The following is a 20712-nucleotide window of genomic DNA, read 5'->3' on the forward strand; positions in this document are numbered from 1 at the left end:
TGCTTCACTGGGGCTCTCAAGCTACCCGGATCCAGGAGCCCCCGATGAACCTGCACCAGTACGCTGAAACCCACGAAGTCACCAACCAGCCACCGCCCCTCGACGGTGCCAACCTTTACCGCCTCGACCTGCCGCTACAGGAATGGTCGCGGCGTTTCGGTGCGGGTTGGGCCGAATCGCGGATCGATGCCTACGGTGCCCTGGCCGGCGGCCCGCTGATGCAGGCGGGCTTCCTGGCCAATGCGCACAAGCCGGAGTTCAGCAGCCACGACCGCTACGGCCATCGCATCGACTTGGTCGAGTTCCACCCCGCCTACCACGAACTGATGCGCACCGCCGTCGAGCACGGCCTGCCGTCATTGCCATGGGCTGAACCCCGCCCAGGCGCCCATGTGGCGCGGGCTTCGATGACCTACCTGCACAGCCAGGCCGAGGCCGGTACCGGCTGCCCGCTGACCATGACCTTCGCCGCCGTGCCAGCGCTGCGGCTGCAACCCGAGCTGGCCGAATACTGGCTGCCGAAAATCCTCGCCTGCGAGTACGACCCGCGTAACGTCGGCGACCGCCACAAGGCCGGAATCACCCTGGGCATGGCCATGACCGAGAAGCAGGGGGGCACCGATGTACGGGCCAACACCACCCGGGCTTATCCGGTCGGTGCCGCGGGCCCGGGGCAGCCCTACGAACTGGTCGGGCACAAGTGGTTCTGCTCGGCGCCCATGTGCGATGCCTTTCTGACCCTGGCCCAGACCGAGAAAGGCCTGAGCTGCTTCCTGCTGCCGCGTCACCGCCCGGATGACAGCCGCAACCAGTTCTATATCCAGCGCCTGAAGAACAAGCTGGGTAACAGTTCCAACGCCTCCAGCGAGGTGGAATTCCGCGGTGCCCTGGCTTGGATGGTTGGGGAAGAAGGGCGGGGCGTGCCGACCATCATCGAAATGGTGGCCATGACCCGCTTCGACTGCATGGTCGGCTCCAGCGCCTTGATGCGCCAGGCGCTGACCCAGGCGACCCACCATTGCGCGCACCGCAAGGTCGGCGGGCGGCTGCTGAGCGAGCAGCCGTTGATGCAGAACGTGCTGGCCGACCTGGCGTTGGAAAGCGAGGCCGCGCTGGCCCTGAGCCTGCGCATGGGGCAGGCGCTGGAGCAGCTGGAAGACCCGCAGCAGGCGCATTTCGCCCGGCTGGTCACGGCGGTGGGCAAGTACTGGATCTGCAAGCGCGCGCCGGCCATGATCAACGAGGCCGCCGAGTGCCTGGGCGGGGCGGGTTATGTGGAAGACAGCATCCTGCCACGGCTGTACCGCGAAGCGCCGGTGAACTCGACCTGGGAAGGTTCGGGCAATGTGCAATGCCTGGACGTGCTGCGGGCCTTGTCCAAGGAGCCGGGCGTGCTCGATGCGCTGTTCGCCGAGCTGGGCGATGGCCACGGGGACCCGCGCCTGGCGGCGCACATCGGCAACCTCAAGGGGGCGTTTGCCGACACTGGCGACATGCAGTACCGCGCGCGGCAGCTGACCGAGGATATTGCCCTGGCGCTGCAGGCCAAACTATTGCTGGAGGCGGGCAATGCGGTGGTCAGTGATGCGTTTATCGACAGCCGCTTGACGGGGGGCGGGCGCGTGTACGGGGCGTTGCCGCGGGGTGTGGATGTGGCGGCATTGGTGACCAGGGCGACGCCATCCTGGGCAAACTGAGCTGGCTTCTTCGCGGGCACGCCCGCTCCCACAGGTACTGCGTCGTGCCTGAGGGCAGTGAAGATCCTGTGGGAGCGGGTGTGCCCGCGAATGGATGCAACACCGATCAATGGGGGTGTATTTAGCCAAGAAGGCAGGCAAGATGGTTCACATGCATGTCCAGACAGGAAGCACAGTGTGAGCCAAGCTTTTGTAGTCGTTGATACCCCCGAACAGGCCGTCGACCGTCTGGCGGCCCTGCATGACCAGGCCACCGGGGCCCTTAGCCAGGCCCTCAAGCGTTACCTGAAGGACCGTACCGAGCCGGACGCCGAAGAGCGCGACCTGTTCCGCTACCCGGCGCTGCGCCTGACCTATTACAGCCATGGTGAAGTCGCCGCCACCACGCGGGCCTACGCCAAGGTTCAGGTGGCAGGTACCTACAGCGTCACCATCACCCAGCCTGCTGCTTTTCGTGGTTACCTGCTGGAGCAACTGCGCCCGCTGATGCACGATTACACCGTCACGGTAGAGGTCGGCGTCAGTGAACAGAACATTCCTTACCCCTACGTGGTCGATCAGGGCGACGAACTGGCCGGCAGCGGCATCACCGCCGCGCAGCTGGCGCGGGTGTTCCCCAGCACCGACCTGTCGGCTGCGACCGACAACATCGCCGACGGCCTGTATGACTGGGGCAGTGCCGAGACTCTGCCGCTGGCGCTGTTCGATGCCGCGCGGGTCGACTTCTCGCTGCGCCGTCTGGTGCACTACACCGGCAGCGACTGGCGCCATGTACAGCCGTGGATCCTGCTGACCAACTATCACCGCTATGTCGACCAGTTCATCAGCCACGGCCTCGACCAATTGCGTGACGACCCTCGCTTCGTGCGCATGGTCCTGCCAGGCAATGTGGTGATCGAAAAGGGCATGGACCATGGTGAAACCCAGGCCCTGGTGGCCAGCGTGGTCTGGCACCGCTACCAGATGCCGGCTTATCACCTGATCGCCGCCGACGGCGACGGCGTCACGCTGGTCAACATCGGCGTCGGCCCGTCCAATGCCAAGAACATCACCGACCACCTGGCCGTGCTGCGCCCGCACTGCTGGCTGATGATCGGCCACTGCGGCGGCCTGCGGCAGTCGCAGACCATCGGCGATTATGTGCTGGCACACGCCTACATGCGCCGTGACGGTATTCTCGACCGGGTAGTGCCGCCGAACATTCCGATTCCGGCCCTGGCCGAGGTGCAGTTGGCCTTGCAGGAAGCCGCTGCGCAGGTCACCGGCGAGCGTGGTGAACAGCTGAAGAAGCGCCTGCGCACCGGCACTGTGCTGACCTACGACGACCGCAACTGGGAGCTGCGCTGGGCCCAGGAGCGGCCGCTGATCAACCTCTCGCGTGCCGTGGCGGTGGACATGGAAAGCGGTACGATTGCCGCCCAGGGTTACCGCTTGCGCGTGCCGTACGGCACCTTGCTGTGTGTGTCCGACAAGCCGCTGCACAGCGAGATCAAACTGCCGGGTTCGGCCAACGCCTTCTATAACCGGGCGGTCAGCCAGCATCTGAAGATCGGCATTGCCGCCCTCGACCTGCTGCGCACCGAGCTCAACTCGCTGCACTCGCGTAAACTGCGCAGCTTTGATGAGCCGCCGTTCCGCTGAGGATCCATGTCACTGCCACCCCGTTCCAAGCCGCGCCGCCCCCAGGCGCGGCCTGCCACCGGCCCGCGTCGCCAGCCCAAGGCGCCACCGGCCGAGCCGCGCCTGATCCTGTTCAACAAACCGTTCGACGTGCTGACCCAGTTCAGCGACGGCGACGGGCGCGCGACGCTCAAGGACTACATCGACATCCCCGGCGTGTACCCGGCCGGGCGGCTGGACCGCGACAGTGAAGGCCTGTTGCTGCTGACCAACGATGGCGGCCTGCAGGCGTGCATTGCCGACCCGAAGCACAAGCTGGCCAAGACTTACTGGGTTCAGGTGGAGGGGGAGCCGAGCGAGGAGCAGTTGCGGCGCTTGCGCGATGGCGTGGAACTGAACGATGGGCCGACCTTGCCGGCCGAGGCGCGGCGCCTGGACGAGCCGGCGCTGTGGCCGCGCAAACCGCCGGTGCGTTTTCGCAAGAGCGTGCCGACCAGCTGGCTGGAGCTGGTGATTCGCGAAGGGCGTAACCGCCAGGTGCGGCGGATGACGGCGGCGGTGGGGTTGCCGACCTTGCGCCTGGTGCGGGTGCGGATTGGCGACTGGGCGCTGGATGGGTTGGAGCAGGGGTGCTGGCGCGAAGTGGCCGCCAAGCTTTAGTCCAGTTCAAGGGCCATTTGCGGGCACGCCCGCTCCCACAGGTATAGTGCAGCCCTCAAGTGCAGCGCCAGACCTGTGGGAGCGGGCGTGCCCGCGAATGGCCCTGAATTTTCTACACCCCTTCGAGAAACCCCACCACCACGCTCTTGATGATAAAGGCCAACACCCCCAGCCCCAGCACGAAGAACAGGATCAGCGTCCCGAACCGCCCGGCCTTGGACTTTTTCGCCAGGTCCCAGACGATGAAACCCATGAAACCGATCAACACGGTGACCAGGATGATCATCATCCACTCTTCGAATACGGCGGGATCCATCGGTGTTCTCCAGGCGGGTTGAGCGTCCGATTATACGCCTGCTGGCGCAGGCAATTAACGCAGGTGGGTCAAGGGCAGCTCGGTGCTGGCCAGCACCTGGTTCAGCACGAAGCTCGAACGCACGCTGGTGACGCCTTCAATGCGGGTCAGGCTGCCTAGCAGCAGTTTCTGGTAGTGGTCCATGTCGGGCACCACCACCTTCAGCTGGTAGTCGGCATCCATGCCGGTGACCAGGCTGCATTCAAGCACCTGTGGCAGGTTGCGGATGGCCGCCTCGAAGGTTTCGAAACGCTCCGGGGTGTGGCGGTCCATGCCGATCAGCACATAGGCAGTCAGGCTCAGGCCCAGCTTCTTGCGGTCGAGCAGGGCTACCTGGCGCGAGATGTAGCCATCGTCCTCCAGTTGCTTGACCCGACGAGAGCATGGCGAAGGCGACAGGCCGATGCGTTCGGCCAGTTCCTGGTTGGAAATGCGCGCATCGCGCTGCAATTCGGCGAGGATACTCAGGTCGTAGCGGTCAAGTTTGCTCATGGTTTATGCCTTTTCTGTTCGGATTGCGGCGAATTATCAATCCACGGTGAAAAATTGCGCAAGTGCTATTTATCCGAGCAATCTTCGCAATCCTGTGCTGTAACCTGTCCGGTATCTTTATCCACAGAATCACTGCCCGGACATCAGTCCACGGCGACGCGCCCTAGGCGGGCGGTTGCGGCCAGCCATCCAACAGGATCTGCAGGCCCCCGGGCTACGCACCTTCCAGAAGACGGTGTGAGGTGAGCCGGCGCCACAAGTGCCGAGCACGGACGACAATTCCTGAAGGGAGGCCCTGTGGCCTCCCTTTTTTCATGTCCGGAATTTAATTGGCGTGCGTGACAGGCGCGGTAGACTGGCTGTGGTTGCCTTATTTTCTACCGAGAGGAACAGCATGAAGTCGCGCATCTGGCAGTTGGCAGGTGTTGGTGTGTTGGGGTTGAGCATCAGCCTTGGGGCCATGGCCGAAGGGCCGGGAGAGGGGGCGCCGGGCCGCTCGCTCAATTCGCGTGACGAAGTGCAGCAGACCCAGCCGCCACGACAGGGCTATTACCAGGATATTCCCCGCCGTCATGGCGATAACCGCCACTGGGAAGCCGGTGGCCCGGGGCAACGGCCTGGCGGTGACTGGCAGGGGCGCCCGGATGGTCATGGCAATGGCTGGGGGCCGGGGCCGCAGTATCGCCCGGGGCACACCATCGATCATTTCCCGGACCGCTACTGGAAAGTGCCCTACCGTGGCGATGACTACTTCTACTCCGGTGGTTACTGGTATCGCCCCCATGGTGGCCGTTATGTCGTGGTGAGCCCGCCCTACGGCGTGCGGGTCGACTACCTGCCGCCTTATGCGCGGGAAGTCTGGTTGGGCGGGGCGCTGTTCTTCCTGGTGGCCGATACCTATTACCAGTACCTGGCCGACAGCCGCGAGTACGTGGTGGTCAACCCGCCGGTTGTGGCGCCGGCACCTGTAGGCGGTGGGTATGACGTGGTGGCCTACCCGATGTATGGGCAAGGGCAGGAACAGCAGGACCAGGACCGTTACCAGTGCCACCGTTGGGCGGTGAGCCAGTCAGGGTTCGACCCGGCGACGGCGACTTATGCGCCGCCGGCCAATGTGGCGGACAACTACCGGCGGGCGCTGGGCGCGTGCTTCAGTGGCCGAGGCTACAGCATCAACTAAAGCGGGACATGCGGTGCATGGCACCGGCTGTGCCGGTGTTCGCGGGTAAACCCGCTCCTACAGTTACGCTCACTGATTCACACCGGATCCGCATGCACCATCACATCCGCCTGTGGATAACGCTGGCGGATCACCTTCGAGTCCTCCACGCACAAGGCATGCGCCTCATGCAGCGGCAACTGCCCCGGCATCTCCAGATGCAACTGCACGAACCACTGGTTGCCCGACACCCGTGTACGCAGGTCGTGTACGCCTTTGACCCCGGGAATGGCCAGCACCAGCGCAGCCATGGCCTCGCCGACATCGCCGGGCAGTTCCTGATCCATCAGGATGGCCGTGCTTTCCCGAGCGATCTGCAGCGCGCTCCAAAGGATATAGACAGCGATGCCCAGGCCGAACAGCGCATCCAGTTGCGGCCAGCCAAAGCGTGCCAGCAGCAGGGCCAGCAGGATGCTTCCGTTGAGCAGCAGGTCCGAGCGGTAGTGCAGGGAGTCGGCCCGCACCGCCGTGGAGCCGGTCAGGCGGATGACCTTGTGTTGCAGTGCCAGCAGGGCAAGGGTCAGCACCAGCGACAGCAGCATTACCGCGATACCGACGGCGGTATCGCCCAAGGGTTGCGGGGTGTGCAGGCGTTCAACCGCCTGCACCCCGATCAGCACCGCACTGACCCCGATGAACAGCGCCTGCGCCATACCGGCCAGGGCTTCGGCCTTGCCATGGCCGAAACGGTGGTCGTTGTCGGCCGGGCGCAGGGCGTAGTGCACGGCGAGCAAGTTGAGGAACGAGGCAACGGCATCCAGTGCCGAGTCGGTCAGCCCGGCCAGCAGGCTGACCGAGCCGCTCAGCCACCAGGCCAACGCCTTGCTCAGGACCAGGATGCTGGCCACCGCCAGCGATGCGCGAGTGGCCAGGCGTAGCAGGCGCTGGTGTTCAGCCGGGGTGGTCATCATCCGTGGGTAGTGTCCTTGTACTTCAGGCTGCAGGTACCAGGCCCAGGCTGGCCAACTGCTCGATGCTGCCGCGATGCTGGATCAGCCGTGGGTCGTTCAGCGGCAGGCGCTGGCCCAGTTCGCTTTCCAGAATGGCCTGCAACTTCAGGTTGTCGACCTTGCCATCGGGGCTCACGGCCTCACGCAGCTTGACCGGGTCAACCTGGGCGGATCGCCCGCCTGAGTAATAGATGGCGCCCGTGGCAAAGTCGATACCGAAGGCGATCAGCCCCGGGATCACGTAGAACAGGATGCCGATGGCATCCATTGCGGCAACCACTGGGTCGATCTTGCCGCCGATCTGGCCGCGCCGTTCCGGGTAGAGAATGGTGCCGCAGGCGGTCAGTTGGGTCAGCAAGGTGACGATGAGGGCGCCACCGATGACGCGGGTTGGGATGCGCATGTAAATCTCCGAAAAGGTATCCAGCAGGGCAAGCGAAGCGCCTGCACCTGAAGCTAAGACCATGATAGAGCAGGCTGGGTTCGCCGTTATACTCGCGGGACTGTTCGAGGACCACCATGATTTCATTACCGATCGATGCTGTCTTGCCCGCCCTGCGCCAGGCCCTGGAAAACCGTGACGAAGCGGTGCTCGAGGCGCCGCCCGGTGCCGGCAAGACCACCCGCGTGCCGCTGGCGCTGCTCAACGAGCCGTGGCTGGCCGGGCAGAGCATTCTCATGCTCGAGCCCCGCCGCCTGGCAGCGCGGGCTGCGGCCGAGCGCCTGGCCAGCGAGCTGGGCGAAAAGGTCGGCGAAACCGTGGGCTATCGCATCCGCCTGGACAGCAAGGTCGGGCCGAAAACCCGCATCGAGGTAGTGACCGAAGGCATCCTCACCCGCCGCCTGCAGGCCGACCCGGCGCTGGAGGGCGTGGGGCTGGTGATCTTCGACGAATTTCACGTTTTGTCACTTTCACCGAAAAAACCTACTTTCTTGTCAAAATGCAGGGCATTCCTCTCCCTCCACTGAGCTCCATCCAGGACATCTCCCTAGGGCCCCCATCCTCTTTTTCCTTCCTTAAGCAACCTCGGTGCGATTCCAAATCCCACCCCCGGTAGGTGCCACGATCTCAAACCCAACCCACCCAATCACGTCGATCACAGCCACCCCCGACGCCCTCCAGACCCATCCCACCCAACCACACCATCACCCCTCCAACCATCGCAATCCGCTCGATTTCCAAGCATCATCAGCACATCCAAAATTCATCACCAGGACAGTGCATGAGCGGGCCGACCAAGCCAAAAAACAGCGCAAAGAAGAAAGCCAAAGCCGCTCCAAAGCGCGACAACTTCCTAGGAACGACAACACAGAAGCTTCGTGATAGCGCTGGAAACGTGTGTTCTTTCCCGGGCTGTTACGTACATACGCACGGTGCGAAATCGAACGGAGAGGGCACTGTAGGCATTGGTGTCGCATGCCACATTAAAGCTGCTGCACCAGGAGGCCCACGATACGATGAGCACCAGTCCCCAGAAGAGCGCAAGCACTTCGACAACGGCATCTGGATGTGCCAAACACATTCGAAGCTCATTGACGCTGACGAGCCCCCCTACAGTGTTACAACGCTGCTCCAGTGGAAGCGCGATGCCGAGGCTAGATCCAACTCCCTCCTGAACCAAAAGAGCTTCACTGAGAAAGAGGTTAAAGCAGCTGCGGGTAAAGAATCAGCCGATCTGCTCCATCGATTTATTAACAGATCCGATGACCCGCTCCTAACACCGGTTGCGGAAATAATGAAGGGCTACGAATCTAACCTGGCCAACCTCGATCCGCGATTCACCGTTGAGGTGAATAAAATTGGAAGTGCTTACACGCATTTGATCAGGGCGGTTGATGAAGACGTTAATGTCAACCTCGTCATTGAAGACGTAGATAAAATTGAAGGGTATTTGGCAGCCGAAAAGGCCTTCCTGGAAGAGGGTCGGGAACTAACTATTTCTGGTGCGCATTTTAAGATTGAAGGTTCCAAGCTGTTCGAAGCATTCCACAGCGGCATCAAGGGGATTGAACAAGCAGTGCTGACTATGTCGGCTCCTAGAAAGGAAGCCCGCGCGACTCTTTTTGTCAGAACCCCTGAGGGCCATGAAACCGTATTGGATGTGTTCCCTTGTTACTACTATTCTGGCTCACTTCGGACAGTGTTCGAAGGTAGTGCTCTCGATGGTTTCTTTAAGGTCAAAGCGTACTGCTCTCACGAAGGGCAAGATGCCAAATTCGACTTGTTGTTCAATCTCGAGGCGTGGGTCGGGAAAAATATTCTTAATCTTCCCCGGTTTCATAAACTCGCCAATGCTGCCAAGCTTTTAGATACAGGGCGGTTCGTAATTGAAATCGAAATTGCCGAGATTGCGAGCACATTCAGTTCGCAATCCAACTCGCACAATGAGGTTTTACACGCGCAGGTACAGTTTTTAATTGACTACATCGGTTTTGCCAGGGCAGTTGCACAAAGGTGCGCTGAGCCTCTGATAATTAAGAATACCATGCTGAACCCGGCTACATATAAGTTCCTAAGAAATTATGCTCGACTAGGAAGCAGTTCGCTTGAGCGTACCCTACAGCCTACGAGGATATGTGTAGGGCCATTCGCGTATCATGAAGGTGCCTCTTTCGAAGAGATTGATAATAATCCTGGCGGGAAGATAATTCGGATTACCGAAGGAGAAGGTCAGAAGTTTGAGGTTTTCGGTAGCATAATTCAGGTGCCGCGGGTTGTGAGGTTGTATTCGAATGTTGAATATGTGTTTTATACTGAGATTGATGGCGAGCGAAATTCAAAAGTTGAAGTCCACGCTACATCGGATACCACGCTCTCGACTTTCTTAGAAGAGAGTGATGTTTGGAGCGTTTGCCAGGAGGTGGACATTACTCCAGCTAGTCTAGAGCAGCAGGAGCCTCAGAGCTAAGAGCGCAAGAGTGAAGCCGGCGTTGCCGGATGTGCGACTGCAAAACGACGAATCCCGACACAGCGCGACTGCGGCCACAAGAGAGTTTTTGCCACCAAAGCGTGTACGTGTGACGGACGTGAGTGTTGCTGTAAGCTTGCGTGGTGGCTTGCCTTGCGGGGCGGATGGTTGCACTGAAGACAGAAACGAGAAAGCCACCTTTCGGTGGCCTTCAAGTAAGCTGCTAGCGCGTCGCAGTAATGGGGTACTAAGCGGCTAGCGGTGCTCGACTACGGTTACCAGGTCGAGCGAGCCGATGCCTTTCTCGACAACGTTCTTCGCCTTCTCCAGCATAGAAGCCCTAAGCTCTTCACGAGACATACGGCTATTGTAAATCTTCGCGAAAGCTTTGTTCTTCCGAGCATTGGAGACCTCAACTGCTACGTCACCTGTAGTCACAGTAACGTCTTCAGTTCTGGCAAGTTCGGTCATTTTAACTAGCCTCCATGTCGTTAGTTTCTCGGTATAAGAATATCATATCATGCAAATACGCGCAAATTGGTTGCAATAACTGTACAAATTGGGCGTTGCGGCTATCACCCATAAGGATGTTCGCTTTGTTGTTGTAGATATTTAAGCATCCAATTGGGTGTGGCATCCCTTCACCATTATTACGAGAAACTAATGGAATGGAAAGAATGGACGTAGCGTAGCGATGAGAGTTGTAATAACGGGAGATGGTGGTTTTATAGTGTTCAGTTATATGCGGATTTTGCAGCGCCTCATCATCGAGCCACTGCTTGAAGTGTGTCCGAGAGTCTTCGATATATTGAGATGCCATGGTCGAGACCGCTACCGGCCCGCCGGGTAGGTTCGGGTGCGATTTGGCGTGATCCGACGCATCCATTTTGAACGGGAAGCAAATCGGCACGATATCGGTGTCCGGCTTTGCCAAAACCTGGGCGCCGACCAAGGTTGAGAGCTCAAGGTCTGTGATGTGTAGGATGCCGTCTGCGTTATCCAAGCGAGCATCAATGTTGGAGTTGAACAGGAAGAAGGGGCTGTCGTTTACCTGGTTCGAGTACTCCTTGCGGATGAGATCCTTGTCCTCCTCAATCATCATGATGTTGGCCCTGTACGTTTCGGAGGGCGCACTGTCCCAGTTCTGTGCCAAGACCAGGATCTTCGTGAGCATCATGCGGATGTCGCCTGCGAGACCTTTACGGGTCAACGGCGGCGCACCTTCTTCCAGTAGGCCCTCGTAAAGCTGCCGAATGTCGATCATCGCGTCGCTATAGGCGGCGAGAAACTGCTTGGGCGGCATGGTGGTCAGGCGATCCTGTAGCTCTTTTTCCTTCTTCCGGGTTGAGGTGACGACCCCTACCTCACGTAAGAACACCAAGATGACTGCGGCGATGGAGAGCTGAATGGACGGCCACAGGTAGTTTGTTGCGAAGAACTCAGGCCAGGTGTGTACGGCGGTATACTCGTTTTTGATGTCGCCGCTCATCACGGAGATCATCGCGGCGCTGCCGATGGTGAGTAGGGCGATGATCATGGAGCCCCAGGTGGTGCCCACCAGCATGCACATGCCCATGAAGACTTTCTTGATCTGACGTCCAGTCCAGAACAAGCAAGCCTTCGCGGTGGCCCAGATTTTTCGTTTTGTTACCTGCCAGTCATCCACTGTTCAGTCCCAAGTAGTGCCGTTACGAATGGCCATTCGGGCCATGTCCCTTTCTTGCGTTCCGCTTCCAGCGTCTATCGAACTCCACTCACAAACCCAGCTAAAGACGCCCGCTTGGCCTCCCAATGGCTCGCAGGATCTTGGCCGCCAACATTCGTCCCTCCAGACGGTCAGGTTTGAACCAACCGTCGGATCTCATGTTTCGTTGAAACCAGCAGGCTAGACGGCGTTGGCCCCGAATTCGGTGGTCTGGCAACGTTCACACACACAACCAGGCAATTGACGGTGTAAGCGGCTGTAATACCATGGCGTGATATTTAATTGCCTTCACAAGGAAAAGTACATGGCAACACGCTGCGTTGGTCTGATGGTAGGTTCCGGGGAAGTGACTGTCGTTGATACGCAGATTCCGGATGACTGTGATGCCCCTATCTCACTGGTTACCGATGTGACCTGGAAGCTGCCCACAGGGGATCGGCAGAAGGGATACGAAACGCTTTTCCATCGGTGCAAGGATTACCTTGAAGTGAATGGAATTGACCAGGTGGTGGTCAAGGCGAGCTCAGTACCTCAAGGCAAGGCCAACGGGGGGCTTCTCGATAGCGCAGAGCTTCGTGGTGTGATCATGTGCGCTGCTGCGTCTGCCTGTGAGACCCGTGTTCTCAAGAAAGAAGTGATCAGCCGAACCTACGGTCGGAAGGTCGATGATTGCGTGAACGACGACGCGTTTTGGGCAGAGAAGCTAGAGGGAGCGAAGCTGCGCAAGGGGAGTCGTGAGGCCGCAATGCTTGTGATTGCACACAGGGCTCGACCATGACCAGCGTCGTTCCGAAACTCCAAATCCTAGACAAATTGGGGAACGGGCACTTCGGTGAAGTGTTCCTTGGTCAAGACGCCGTTCATGGGCAAGTGGCAGTAAAAGTGGTTTCCCGTAAGGCGGAAAACGACGATGAAGAGTGGGTGGATATCAGGAGGGAATTCCTCGCCGAGGCTCAGCACCTGAAGACCGCCACTCACCGCAATGTCGTTCAGGTTTACGGTATAGACGAGGTGGAGGATGCCATCCGCTTCACGATGGCGTACTGCCCTGGTGGCTCCCTGCAAGCTCATTTTGAACGGGGGCCGATGACTCTCGCTGCCGTGCGGAAGGTCGCGATCGATGTGCTGATCGGGCTGCACGCATTGCACGGGCGCGAGATGCTTCACAGGGACATCAAGCCAGGCAACATCCTGCTCGACCATCTCGGCATGGCAAAGCTCGGTGACTTCGGTCTGGTCACCGACAGGTTGCTCCTTGGCTACGGCTCAGCTGCGGGGTACGCAGACCATATTGCTGTGGAGGTGTGGCAGGGCAGGGGTACCAGTATCAAGAGCGATATCTGGGCCTTGGGTATGACGCTGTTCCGGTTGTTGCACGGACAGGTCTGGTACGTGTTCCAAAACGAGTGTCCTGCAGATGTCATCGCCCAAGGCGGCTTCATTGAACGTCTGCGCTGGCTGCCACATGTTCCCAAGCCGTGGCGTAAGGTCATTCGAAAGATGATGGCTGATAACACCAACGATCGTTATGCGACTACCCAAGAGGTACTCAATGCCATTTCGGCTTTGCCGACTGAGCCTGAGTGGACAGTGCCTATCGTGACTGAGGATCTGGTGAGGTGGGAACTGCAGTCGCCCAAGCGGCTAAACGTCGTTGAGTGGAACATTCATGGTCAACGCCAGCATGAGTGGCGGGCCTGGAGCCAACCTTTGGGCAAAGGTAACAATCGGAGCCTGGGCGCATCCACGAAGGTCATAGGCCGCAATCAGGTTGATCGCGAACTGGAAGCGTACTTTCGGTAAGCGGTGCTTTAGCCGGCAGCGCTTCGCAGGCGGCGTGGTAGTAGGTACCCGCCGCTGAAGTCGGCAGCGCTCAGCGGCTTAAGCTGGAAGTGAGCCTCAGCAAGGGCGCGACGAGCATCAGCACAACAAGGGCAGTACGATTTGAGCGCGTCGATGCCTTCAGCTGGTTGCCAGGTGGCACCACAGAACGCACATCTAGGCGACGTAAGCCTCAGGTTGGGAAGCCGCTTGCTCATTCGAATCCTTCCTGTCGCCTCAGCGACGAACGTGGGCATTGTGGGCGTACATTTTTTCGGCGGCAAAGCTTATACGAGATCAATCCATTTGGCCTACGTATTCGCCGAAAGGTCATTCTGCACGGATGCTGCTTACTAATACTGTATACATGAACAGGTTTTGTGGCTAGGGGCCATTACAAAATTTAAAAACGCACTCTCATGTCGAATTTCGAGAGGCGTTTCCCAAGAGGTTTAGCAGATAAACCCAATCGCAGCACGGTTGAGGCTGCACATGAGAGGGCACGGGGTTCGTGAGTCCTCATCCATCGCATCTACCCCTGGTGAACCTTTGTATACTGCGCTTCTGCCGCAGGAGTACACATGAGTTCGTTGCCAATCAACGCCGCGTTGCCGGCCCTTCTTGAAGCCCTTCAAAATCGAAATGAGGTGGTGCTTCAAGCACCGCCTGGCGCCGGTAAAACGACTCGCGTCCCGCTTGCCTTGCTCAATGAACCATGGCTCGAAGGGCAGACGATCATCATGTTGGAACCTCGCCGTCTTGCTGCGCGAGCTGCTGCGGAGCGAATGGCCAGCGAGCTAGGTGAGAAGGTCGGTGAGACCGTTGGCTATCGGATTCGCCTGGACAGCAAAGTCGGGCCAAAGACGCGGATCGAGGTGGTGACAGAAGGAATACTGACGCGTCGTCTGCAGAGCGATCCTGCACTTGAAGGTGTGGGGCTCGTAATCTTCGATGAATTCCATTTGCGAAATCTAGATGCCGATCTCGCCTTGGCGCTGACGCTCAATGGGCGCGAGCTTTTCCGGGACGATGCCCCACTGAAGGTGCTGCTGATGTCGGCAACGCTCGAAGGTGAAAGGTTATCGCGCCTGCTGGATGACGCTCCGATCGTGACGAGCGAGGGACGCATGTTCCCGGTCTCGACAGTCTGGGGAAAACCTCAGCAACCTGGAGAATACATCGAGCCGCGAGTCATCAGTGCGTGCCTTGAAGCACTTGCTGATCAGCCTGGCAGCTTGCTGGTTTTCCTTCCTGGTCAAGCCGAGATCCGTCGAGTCGTAACAGGCCTGGAAGATGCTTTGACCCAGTCGGCATCACTTCAGCGTGACGTTCTTCTTTGCCCCCTTCATGGTGAGCTCGATCTGAGTCAGCAGCGGGCTGCGATTGATCCGGCACCGGCAGGAAAGCGGAAGGTTGTGCTGGCCACAAACATCGCTGAGACCAGTATCACCATCGACGGTGTGCGGGTCGTGCTCGATGCCGGTCTTGAGAGGGTTCCACGCTTCGATCCTCGTAGTGGGATGACGCGACTCGATACTCAGCGAATATCCAAGGCTAGTGCAACTCAACGAGCAGGTCGGGCAGGTCGAGTCGAGCCCGGTGTGTGCTATCGACTCTGGTCTGAGACGCAGCATGACCAAATGGCCTCTTTCAGCTCGCCTGAAATTCAGCAGGCTGACCTCACTGGCTTGGCGCTTCAACTGGCTAAATGGGGCGTTCAGCCGGGCGACCTAAAGTGGCTTGATGCTCCGCCCGCAGCTGCTTACTCCCAAGCCAACGACTTGCTTCGGCGCCTTGGCGCATTACAGCCTGATGGGCAACTGACAAAGCACGGCCAAGCGATGGCCGAGCTGCCAAGCCACCCTCGAATCGCCCATCTACTGTTGCGAGGTCACGAACTGGGTCTGACAGTGACTGCGTGCAATATCGCTGCTTTGCTTGGCGAGCGGGATATCCAGCGTGGTGGTGGTGCAGACCTTCATAGTCGCTTGGCCATCCTGTCCGGTGAGCAGAGAGCACAGCGGGGTGAGCAAGGCGGTGCTCAAAGAGCGAAGCAACTAGCGAGGCAATACCGGTCGTACTTGCGCGGCCCAGCATCCCAACCAGTCGCTGATTCAGACCACCCGAGGTGGGTGGGCTGCCTACTTGCTTTGGCGTATCCCGACCGGGTCGCGCAACAACGTCGTGCCGGTGGGGCTGAATACCGATTGGCGAATGGTCGGGCAGCTATGTTCACCGAGACCGATGCCCTGATGAAGCATTCTTGGCTGGTGATCGCCGACCTGGGCAGCCGGCAAGGCCAGCGTGAAGAGCGAATTTACCTCGCTGCTGACCTGGATGAGGCTTTGTTTGATACGGTCTTGAACGACCAAGTCAGCCAAGTGGATGAACTTGAGTGGGATGAGCGGGAGGGGGCCCTCCGCGCTGAGCGACAAGTGAAAGTGGGGGCGTTGGTACTGTCCCGCGCGCCGCTGGCAAACCTGGGTGATGAAGCGCGCACTCAGGCGTTGCTCAATTACGTACGCCGAAAAGGGCTGGAGCTTTTGCCCTGGACACCTGAGCTTCGTCAGTGGAAGGCGAGGGTCGAATTGCTGCGCGTGCTTGATGAGGAAGCTGGTAGTAAGGGTGAGTGGCCTGACTTACGTGATGAGTCATTACTGCAGTCGCTGGAGGATTGGTTGGGGCCATACGTTGGGAAGGTGACCCGCCTCAGTCATTTTGGCCAACTTGAACTGTCGAGCATCATTCGCAACTTGTTGCCCTGGCCTCTGCCACAACAGTTAGACACGCAGGCGCCTCAGACGATTGCGGTACCCTCGGGATCGAACATCCGTGTGGACTACAGTGAGCGGCCCCCTGTACTTGCCGTGAGGCTACAGGAGCTCTTCGGACAAGCTGATACGCCGCGCATTGCTAATGGTCGCCAAGTGCTCAAGCTGCACCTGCTATCCCCGGCGCGCCGCCCCGTACAGGTGACCCAGGACTTGGCAAACTTCTGGGCATCGACCTACGTTGAGGTGAAGAAGGATTTGAAAGGTAGATACCCCAAGCATTTTTGGCCTGACAATCCTCTTGTTGCCCAGGCCACTGCGCGCGCAAAGCCTAGGGGTACCTGATCTAACGGAAAATCTGACCGGTGAAAGGGCCCGCTGGTCATGAACAGTCATCGGTAAACCTACCCGCGCTAATGTTCTTCAGGTGGCATGTGCCAAATCTTGTGCACAGTGGACTTAGGTATGCCTAGCCTCACCGACGTCTCCTTCTGCGTCAGCCCTTCGGCTTTGCAATCAAGGACGGCTCTGATTTTGTCGGCGGAGGTAGCAGGCTTACCTCCTTTGGCAGCGATCAGCACGCCATCAGAGAATTGGGATGGCACGTTCTCCATGACTCTCATCGCGCGCAGCTTGCCAAGCTCACTCCACAAATAGGCCATGAACTCTTCGAAGGTCTCTTGACGGTCAAAACTCGAAGCGGCAGCAAGCAATGCTATGGGGTCGACCTCCAGATGGCCGCTGATACCCTCGAGCATTTTTAGCGTCATGTTAGTCAAGCCGTGCTCAACGTTGTGCAGGTGCCGGGCCTCCAGCGTTTTCACCATCTGCTCTTGAGAAAGGCCTCGAGCAGCACGCACGGTGCGCAACACAGCTGCTAGGGAGTGGGGCGAGGGCATCAAGACTTCCGGATAAAGGGAAGGATAAGGCCACAGCGCAAAATCCACATCTATGAAATATAGTCAGGGAATGTGGATTGGTGTTATCGTGCCTCACCTGTCTCGGAACGTAAGAAATTTCGCGTTTTTGCAGCTAATGGCCGGTAAAAGTGTCAATTTATATCAATTGTTGTAGGGCTTAACACTAGCTTGTAGCCCGAGAATAAGCGGAGTACGAGTTGTGCTGGTGACAAAGCGAACCGACTTGCGGGGGCAGTTCTTGGCGCCGGATCATCTGCGCTTGCTCTGGGACTCGGCGAGCCTGAACGCAGATTCCTACTATTTCATCGTAGAAGGGAGTGGCTTCGTCGACGGATGCCTTGGGCCTTCTATGCGCATCGTCTCGAGCGTCGAGGCTGTCGATTCGTTGTGTAAGGGCGATTCAGTCGATTTTTTGAGCGTCAACAAAGTTCAGCTGCTCGCTCCACCCGCGATGACCAATCAGACTGAGTTCTCAATGAGGCTCCTCTCAGAAATCCGTATTAAAGACGGTACGGAAGCGACCCCGATCTACGAGTTCGTCACTCATGATGGGCAAGTTTTCTCGAGCGCCAGGGGGTAAGAGATGTCCGTGTCCCTTGATGACGCTATGGAGTTTCTTTACGGCGCCGGCGAGGTTGTCCATGGGTGGTCTGGTGATAGAGCAGAGCTTATTCAAGCAGCAGAGCAGCGCTTTCCAGGTAAAGCCTTTTGCTTGGTGAAGCGTTGGATAATCGTTGAGATTCCCGCGAATGAGGTTGAGCCGTTGCCGGACGGGATCGCGCCGATGATTGTGCTCGCTCATGAGGTCATATACGACAGCCGTGGACGGTTCGTACCTGGTTGCTGGGTGAGATCTACGTACGCGATCTCGCATGAGCATCCTTGGATTTTTGAGACTCGCAACACCGTCTATCTGCTTATCGGCGACGGATACAAGAAGCAAGCCTCGCTCGAGATGGTTCTGTCATTTCGTCCGTGATGACCCAGTTCTTGAAGCCCGGGCGTCCGTCGGACGGGCCCGGGATTAGCGACCCAGCCCTTGTATCATGGAGCGAGGTATGAAGATTGCGGTTTACTCCGACCTACACAACGAGTTCTCCGAGTTCGTGCCACCTATGCTGGACGTCGAGCTGGTCGTGCTCGCGGGTGACATCTCTGTGCGCGGTCAAGGGGTCGAGTGGGCAAACGCGGCGTTCGACTGTCCAGTGATCTACGTCCCTGGGAATCACGAGTTCTACCGGGGGCACTTAGACCGAACGCTGACGAAGATGCAACAGGCGGCAGCTGGGCATGTTCATGTTCTGGATAACCATACACTGATCGTTGGTGATGTGAGATTTTTAGCGGCGACGGGGTGGACAGATTTTACGTCCACAGGGGATTACCGCGTAGCGATGTCGTTGTGCTGGGAGTGGATGAGCGACTTCACGCAGATCCGAATCGGCGAGGGCTTTAGGAAGCTTCGCCCTGTCGATCTCATCGCTCGCAACATTTGTGCGCGGGACTTTCTGGCTACGGAGTTGGCTAAGGACTTCGGTGGCAAGACGGTCGTCGTCACGCATCATTGCCCGATTGAAGCGGTCGCTGGTGATGCTCATGAGGGCCACCTCGGTGCTGCGTACTTCAACCAGTGGGGTGACCTAGTTTCGCAGGCTGATGCCTGGATCTTCGGCCATACCCATTACGCGGTCGACACGATCGTTTCGGGATGTCGGCTCATATCGAACCCCAGAGGGTATCCAGGTGAAAAGACCGGCTTTGTACCGGACTTCATCATTGAAATCTAAGCACCTCTAGGAGCGAAACCTCTCAGAGGGGTATTGAATTGGACGCAGGAGCGCATGAACACATGACAGATGAGATCGTCAGGTACCCAGGTGAAGAACCATCGATTTTTCAGCTCACGCGCATCATACAAGCGATGGGTCAGCAGTATTCTGTGCCGATCACTGCCTATCTGAGCGACGTCGAAATTTTGAACGATTGCGCAGTGGGGGTCGTGGTTGGTCAGATCGTTCCAGGGCTTATTGAGAAGCGCACAGGGGCATATTTGCTTACGACCACGCCGATCTTCTCGTTGAAAAGGGTAGGGCGCTTCTGGGTGGTTGATACAAAGGCAGGAAATTTTGTTCTGACTTCATTCAAGCGCGGAGCGGGCCGGAAGAGTCTTCGAGCATTCATTACAAGCGCAGACCAACCTGACGCTTCGCCAACGAGCGAGCCAGGCGCCTTTGCGGGCGCCTGAAAGGTCGATTATGCGGATCAGGTGAGCGTCGCGAGGAGTGTACGCAAAAAATCCTGACGGCGATGAATCGAGCTAAGAATCACGTAGTCGCGTTCGCCATCTGGTGGTAGATGACCACTTTCCATTAGGCCGATGATGTAACCCTCCGCCTTCCCTCGGGCCTCACGCAGGTCTTGCTCTGTCGTGGATTTGTGAATGTCATCCACCAGGCGTTTCCAACGCTCGGCTTGGCGTTTGCCGGCAGGGTCGCTGGAGAAAGTAGGAGCGTGAAGCAGTGAATCGTAGTAGCCGGTAGCAGGTTGCGTGCTCAAGCGGGAAGCTCCACAGATTAAATCTGGAGCGATTTTATCATGCGTACACTCAATCGCCTGTTACTGCTCCGCCAGGGCCTGGCGACCCGTGCCTGGCTTAAAGCTGTGGAGCATTAGGTTGGGGAGTCTGGATGGGTTGAGATCGGGAAGGTGCGACTCATGATGGCAGATGGTGACGGAGGCTCAGAATGAAGGTCACACAAGCAGGTGAGTCCGATGTAGTTGTCGACGTGGTATGCGATGTCTGCGGTATGTCTACGCGAGATGGCGAAGGTGAGCCCCAGTACGGAACGATGCATGCGGCATGGGGCAAAGGCTCAGCGCATTGCGGCCAAGAGTACGAGCTTCACCTCTGCGAAGGCTGCTTTTTCTCTCAAATAGCTGAGATGAAGAGGGCGCGGTGGCTCGCTGTGATGTTTGATCAGGAAGGCGACGCGATTTTAGGTGATGACACCTACGGTCGGATCAGAACACCTATCTCAGATGGTGGTTGCGAAGATACATGACCGTTTGCTCGATCTCGTTTTAGGGCAAATTATGGAATACCAATAATTATTGGCCTAGAATAATTTTCCGTAATTCTGAACCCGTTGTCATGCTTGCGCTCCGCCTTTTGGCTCCACACGGCTGCGTACTGCACTGCTCCAGCAGTGGTTTTACGGAAAATGCGCGGTGAGCCTCACATCTCAAGGGGATGCGGAGCTCCTCTAAAAATGCAGTCAATGGAGTCTTAGCTTGAGCACTCTGCGCACTCTGCTTGCTAAGCCGCTTCGCGAAAATGCGACCCTCATACCTAGGGAATCTCCGAACAAGCCTTCAGTTATGCGAGAATCCCCGCAACACCTGATCCGAGCCGCCCATGAGCCAGATGAGCTTTTCCGACTTTGAGTACGCCGGCAAGCGCAAGCAAACCCGCCGAGAGCGCTTCCTCGCCGAAATGGATCAGGTGGTGCCCTGGGCAGGCCTGCTGGAGCTGATCGAACCGTTCTACCCCAAGGCCGGCGGCGGTAGAAAACCCTATCCTCTGGAAACCATGC

General features: G+C 58.4%; 21 protein-coding genes and 2 pseudogenes. 15 read left to right on the forward strand and 8 right to left on the reverse strand.

Going from position 1 to position 20712, the window contains the following annotated elements:
- Nucleotides 1-44 precede the first annotated feature (44 nt).
- The 3 genes from WM94_RS05500 to WM94_RS05510 all read left to right on the forward strand — a co-directional run bounded on the left by WM94_RS05500 (nt 45) and on the right by WM94_RS05510 (nt 3977).
- A complete protein-coding gene (locus tag WM94_RS05500) occupies nt 45-1697 on the forward strand; it encodes an acyl-CoA dehydrogenase family protein (RefSeq protein ID WP_061550650.1) in 1653 nt (550 codons plus the stop codon).
- A 177-nt stretch (nt 1698-1874) separates the two neighbouring features.
- Nucleotides 1875-3338, forward strand: coding sequence for an AMP nucleosidase (gene amn, locus WM94_RS05505; RefSeq protein ID WP_061550651.1), 1464 nt, complete (start codon nt 1875-1877; stop codon nt 3336-3338).
- Between the two features lie 6 nt (nt 3339-3344).
- Entirely contained in the window at nt 3345-3977 is a 633-nt protein-coding gene (locus WM94_RS05510) for a pseudouridine synthase (RefSeq protein ID WP_061550652.1), read from the forward strand.
- A gap of 112 nt (nt 3978-4089) precedes the next feature.
- Here WM94_RS05510 and WM94_RS05515 read toward each other — a convergent pair whose 3' ends face one another.
- Together WM94_RS05515 and WM94_RS05520 are read right to left on the reverse strand one after the other, a co-directional pair.
- Nucleotides 4090-4293 carry a DUF2788 domain-containing protein gene (locus WM94_RS05515; RefSeq protein ID WP_013974331.1) on the reverse strand — a complete coding sequence of 68 codons (204 nt, stop codon included), beginning with the start codon at nt 4291-4293 and terminating at the stop codon, nt 4090-4092.
- A 54-nt stretch (nt 4294-4347) separates the two neighbouring features.
- Nucleotides 4348-4824, reverse strand: coding sequence for an Lrp/AsnC family transcriptional regulator (locus tag WM94_RS05520; protein WP_003249795.1), 477 nt, complete (start codon nt 4822-4824; stop codon nt 4348-4350).
- A gap of 394 nt (nt 4825-5218) precedes the next feature.
- Between WM94_RS05520 and WM94_RS05525 the strand changes: the two genes are divergently transcribed.
- Nucleotides 5219-6004: a DUF6515 family protein gene (locus WM94_RS05525; RefSeq protein WP_061550653.1), complete on the forward strand. Its 786-nt coding sequence runs from the start codon at nt 5219-5221 to the stop codon at nt 6002-6004.
- Between the two features lie 77 nt (nt 6005-6081).
- Here WM94_RS05525 and WM94_RS05530 read toward each other — a convergent pair whose 3' ends face one another.
- A complete protein-coding gene (locus tag WM94_RS05530) occupies nt 6082-6954 on the reverse strand; it encodes a cation diffusion facilitator family transporter (RefSeq protein WP_061550654.1) in 873 nt (290 codons plus the stop codon).
- 22 nt (nt 6955-6976) lie between these two features.
- On the reverse strand, nt 6977-7396 hold the full coding sequence (locus tag WM94_RS05535; protein ID WP_013974328.1) for a hypothetical protein: 420 nt from the start codon (nt 7394-7396) through the stop codon (nt 6977-6979).
- Between the two features lie 116 nt (nt 7397-7512).
- Between WM94_RS05535 and WM94_RS05540 the strand changes: the two are divergent.
- Together WM94_RS05540 and WM94_RS05545 are read left to right on the forward strand one after the other, a co-directional pair.
- Nucleotides 7513-7905 (forward strand): annotated as a pseudogene (locus WM94_RS05540) (DEAD/DEAH box helicase); the annotation flags it as partial.
- A gap of 311 nt (nt 7906-8216) precedes the next feature.
- On the forward strand, nt 8217-9902 hold the full coding sequence (locus WM94_RS05545; RefSeq protein ID WP_061550656.1) for a hypothetical protein: 1686 nt from the start codon (nt 8217-8219) through the stop codon (nt 9900-9902).
- Nucleotides 9903-10157: 255 nt separating this feature from the next.
- Here WM94_RS05545 and WM94_RS05550 read toward each other — a convergent pair whose 3' ends face one another.
- Complete coding sequence (locus WM94_RS05550; protein ID WP_028697843.1) at nt 10158-10373, reverse strand: hypothetical protein; 216 nt, start codon at nt 10371-10373, stop codon at nt 10158-10160.
- A gap of 1 nt (nt 10374) precedes the next feature.
- Complete coding sequence (locus tag WM94_RS05555) at nt 10375-11568, reverse strand: hypothetical protein (RefSeq protein WP_141745075.1); 1194 nt, start codon at nt 11566-11568, stop codon at nt 10375-10377.
- Nucleotides 11569-11911: 343 nt separating this feature from the next.
- On the opposite strand from WM94_RS05555, the gene WM94_RS05560 reads away from it, so the two are divergent.
- The 3 genes from WM94_RS05560 to hrpB all read left to right on the forward strand — a co-directional run bounded on the left by WM94_RS05560 (nt 11912) and on the right by hrpB (nt 16544).
- Nucleotides 11912-12385, forward strand: a complete 474-nt coding sequence (locus WM94_RS05560; RefSeq protein WP_028697841.1) for a hypothetical protein — start codon at nt 11912-11914, stop codon at nt 12383-12385.
- Nucleotides 12382-13410, forward strand: a complete 1029-nt coding sequence (locus WM94_RS05565) for a serine/threonine-protein kinase (protein ID WP_028697840.1) — start codon at nt 12382-12384, stop codon at nt 13408-13410. The genes WM94_RS05560 and WM94_RS05565 overlap by 4 nt, the downstream gene beginning before the upstream one ends.
- A 599-nt stretch (nt 13411-14009) precedes the next feature.
- Nucleotides 14010-16544, forward strand: a complete 2535-nt coding sequence (gene hrpB, locus WM94_RS05570; RefSeq protein WP_028697839.1) for an ATP-dependent helicase HrpB — start codon at nt 14010-14012, stop codon at nt 16542-16544.
- A 68-nt stretch (nt 16545-16612) separates the two neighbouring features.
- Here hrpB and WM94_RS05575 read toward each other — a convergent pair whose 3' ends face one another.
- Entirely contained in the window at nt 16613-17098 is a 486-nt protein-coding gene (locus WM94_RS05575) for a helix-turn-helix domain-containing protein (RefSeq protein ID WP_230849520.1), read from the reverse strand.
- 226 nt (nt 17099-17324) lie between these two features.
- On the opposite strand from WM94_RS05575, the gene WM94_RS05580 reads away from it, so the two are divergent.
- The 4 genes from WM94_RS05580 (at nt 17325) to WM94_RS05595 (ending at nt 19364) form a co-directional block, all read left to right on the forward strand.
- A complete protein-coding gene (locus WM94_RS05580) occupies nt 17325-17699 on the forward strand; it encodes a hypothetical protein (RefSeq protein WP_236198324.1) in 375 nt (124 codons plus the stop codon).
- A 3-nt stretch (nt 17700-17702) separates the two neighbouring features.
- Nucleotides 17703-18098: a hypothetical protein gene (locus tag WM94_RS05585; protein WP_028697836.1), complete on the forward strand. Its 396-nt coding sequence runs from the start codon at nt 17703-17705 to the stop codon at nt 18096-18098.
- Between the two features lie 79 nt (nt 18099-18177).
- The gene (locus WM94_RS05590) at nt 18178-18906 is read left to right on the forward strand and encodes a metallophosphoesterase family protein (protein WP_028697835.1); all 729 of its coding nucleotides are present in this window, start codon (nt 18178-18180) and stop codon (nt 18904-18906) included.
- Between the two features lie 62 nt (nt 18907-18968).
- A complete protein-coding gene (locus WM94_RS05595; RefSeq protein WP_042131944.1) occupies nt 18969-19364 on the forward strand; it encodes a hypothetical protein in 396 nt (131 codons plus the stop codon).
- A gap of 17 nt (nt 19365-19381) precedes the next feature.
- Here the strand turns inward: WM94_RS05595 and WM94_RS05600 are convergent, their stop codons facing one another.
- Nucleotides 19382-19675, reverse strand: a complete 294-nt coding sequence (locus WM94_RS05600) for a hypothetical protein (protein ID WP_042131946.1) — start codon at nt 19673-19675, stop codon at nt 19382-19384.
- A 188-nt stretch (nt 19676-19863) separates the two neighbouring features.
- On the opposite strand from WM94_RS05600, the gene WM94_RS05605 reads away from it, so the two are divergent.
- Both WM94_RS05605 and WM94_RS28750 read left to right on the forward strand, forming a co-directional pair.
- Nucleotides 19864-20181: a hypothetical protein gene (locus tag WM94_RS05605; RefSeq protein WP_028697834.1), complete on the forward strand. Its 318-nt coding sequence runs from the start codon at nt 19864-19866 to the stop codon at nt 20179-20181.
- 353 nt (nt 20182-20534) lie between these two features.
- Nucleotides 20535-20712, forward strand: a pseudogene (locus WM94_RS28750) (IS5/IS1182 family transposase); the annotation flags it as partial.

The organism is Pseudomonas sp. ABFPK (genome assembly GCF_001586765.1).
GTDB classification, from domain to species: Bacteria; Pseudomonadota; Gammaproteobacteria; order Pseudomonadales; family Pseudomonadaceae; genus Aquipseudomonas; species Aquipseudomonas asiatica.

Coding starts and splice junctions, on each gene's coding strand:
- WM94_RS05515 (WP_013974331.1), bottom strand. CDS start 4,293: ATGGATCCCGCCGTATTCGAAGAGTGGATGATGATCATCCTGGTCACC.
- WM94_RS05530 (WP_061550654.1), bottom strand. CDS start 6,954: ATGATGACCACCCCGGCTGAACACCAGCGCCTGCTACGCCTGGCCACT.
- WM94_RS05520 (WP_003249795.1), bottom strand. CDS start 4,824: ATGAGCAAACTTGACCGCTACGACCTGAGTATCCTCGCCGAATTGCAG.
- WM94_RS05535 (WP_013974328.1), bottom strand. CDS start 7,396: ATGCGCATCCCAACCCGCGTCATCGGTGGCGCCCTCATCGTCACCTTG.
- WM94_RS05500 (WP_061550650.1), top strand. CDS start 45: ATGAACCTGCACCAGTACGCTGAAACCCACGAAGTCACCAACCAGCCA.
- WM94_RS05550 (WP_028697843.1), bottom strand. CDS start 10,373: ATGACCGAACTTGCCAGAACTGAAGACGTTACTGTGACTACAGGTGAC.
- WM94_RS05585 (WP_028697836.1), top strand. CDS start 17,703: ATGTCCGTGTCCCTTGATGACGCTATGGAGTTTCTTTACGGCGCCGGC.
- WM94_RS05545 (WP_061550656.1), top strand. CDS start 8,217: ATGAGCGGGCCGACCAAGCCAAAAAACAGCGCAAAGAAGAAAGCCAAA.
- hrpB (WP_028697839.1), top strand. CDS start 14,010: ATGAGTTCGTTGCCAATCAACGCCGCGTTGCCGGCCCTTCTTGAAGCC.
- WM94_RS05525 (WP_061550653.1), top strand. CDS start 5,219: ATGAAGTCGCGCATCTGGCAGTTGGCAGGTGTTGGTGTGTTGGGGTTG.
- WM94_RS05595 (WP_042131944.1), top strand. CDS start 18,969: ATGACAGATGAGATCGTCAGGTACCCAGGTGAAGAACCATCGATTTTT.
- WM94_RS05575 (WP_230849520.1), bottom strand. CDS start 17,098: ATGCCCTCGCCCCACTCCCTAGCAGCTGTGTTGCGCACCGTGCGTGCT.
- WM94_RS05590 (WP_028697835.1), top strand. CDS start 18,178: ATGAAGATTGCGGTTTACTCCGACCTACACAACGAGTTCTCCGAGTTC.
- WM94_RS05605 (WP_028697834.1), top strand. CDS start 19,864: ATGAAGGTCACACAAGCAGGTGAGTCCGATGTAGTTGTCGACGTGGTA.
- WM94_RS05510 (WP_061550652.1), top strand. CDS start 3,345: ATGTCACTGCCACCCCGTTCCAAGCCGCGCCGCCCCCAGGCGCGGCCT.
- WM94_RS05560 (WP_028697841.1), top strand. CDS start 11,912: ATGGCAACACGCTGCGTTGGTCTGATGGTAGGTTCCGGGGAAGTGACT.
- WM94_RS05565 (WP_028697840.1), top strand. CDS start 12,382: ATGACCAGCGTCGTTCCGAAACTCCAAATCCTAGACAAATTGGGGAAC.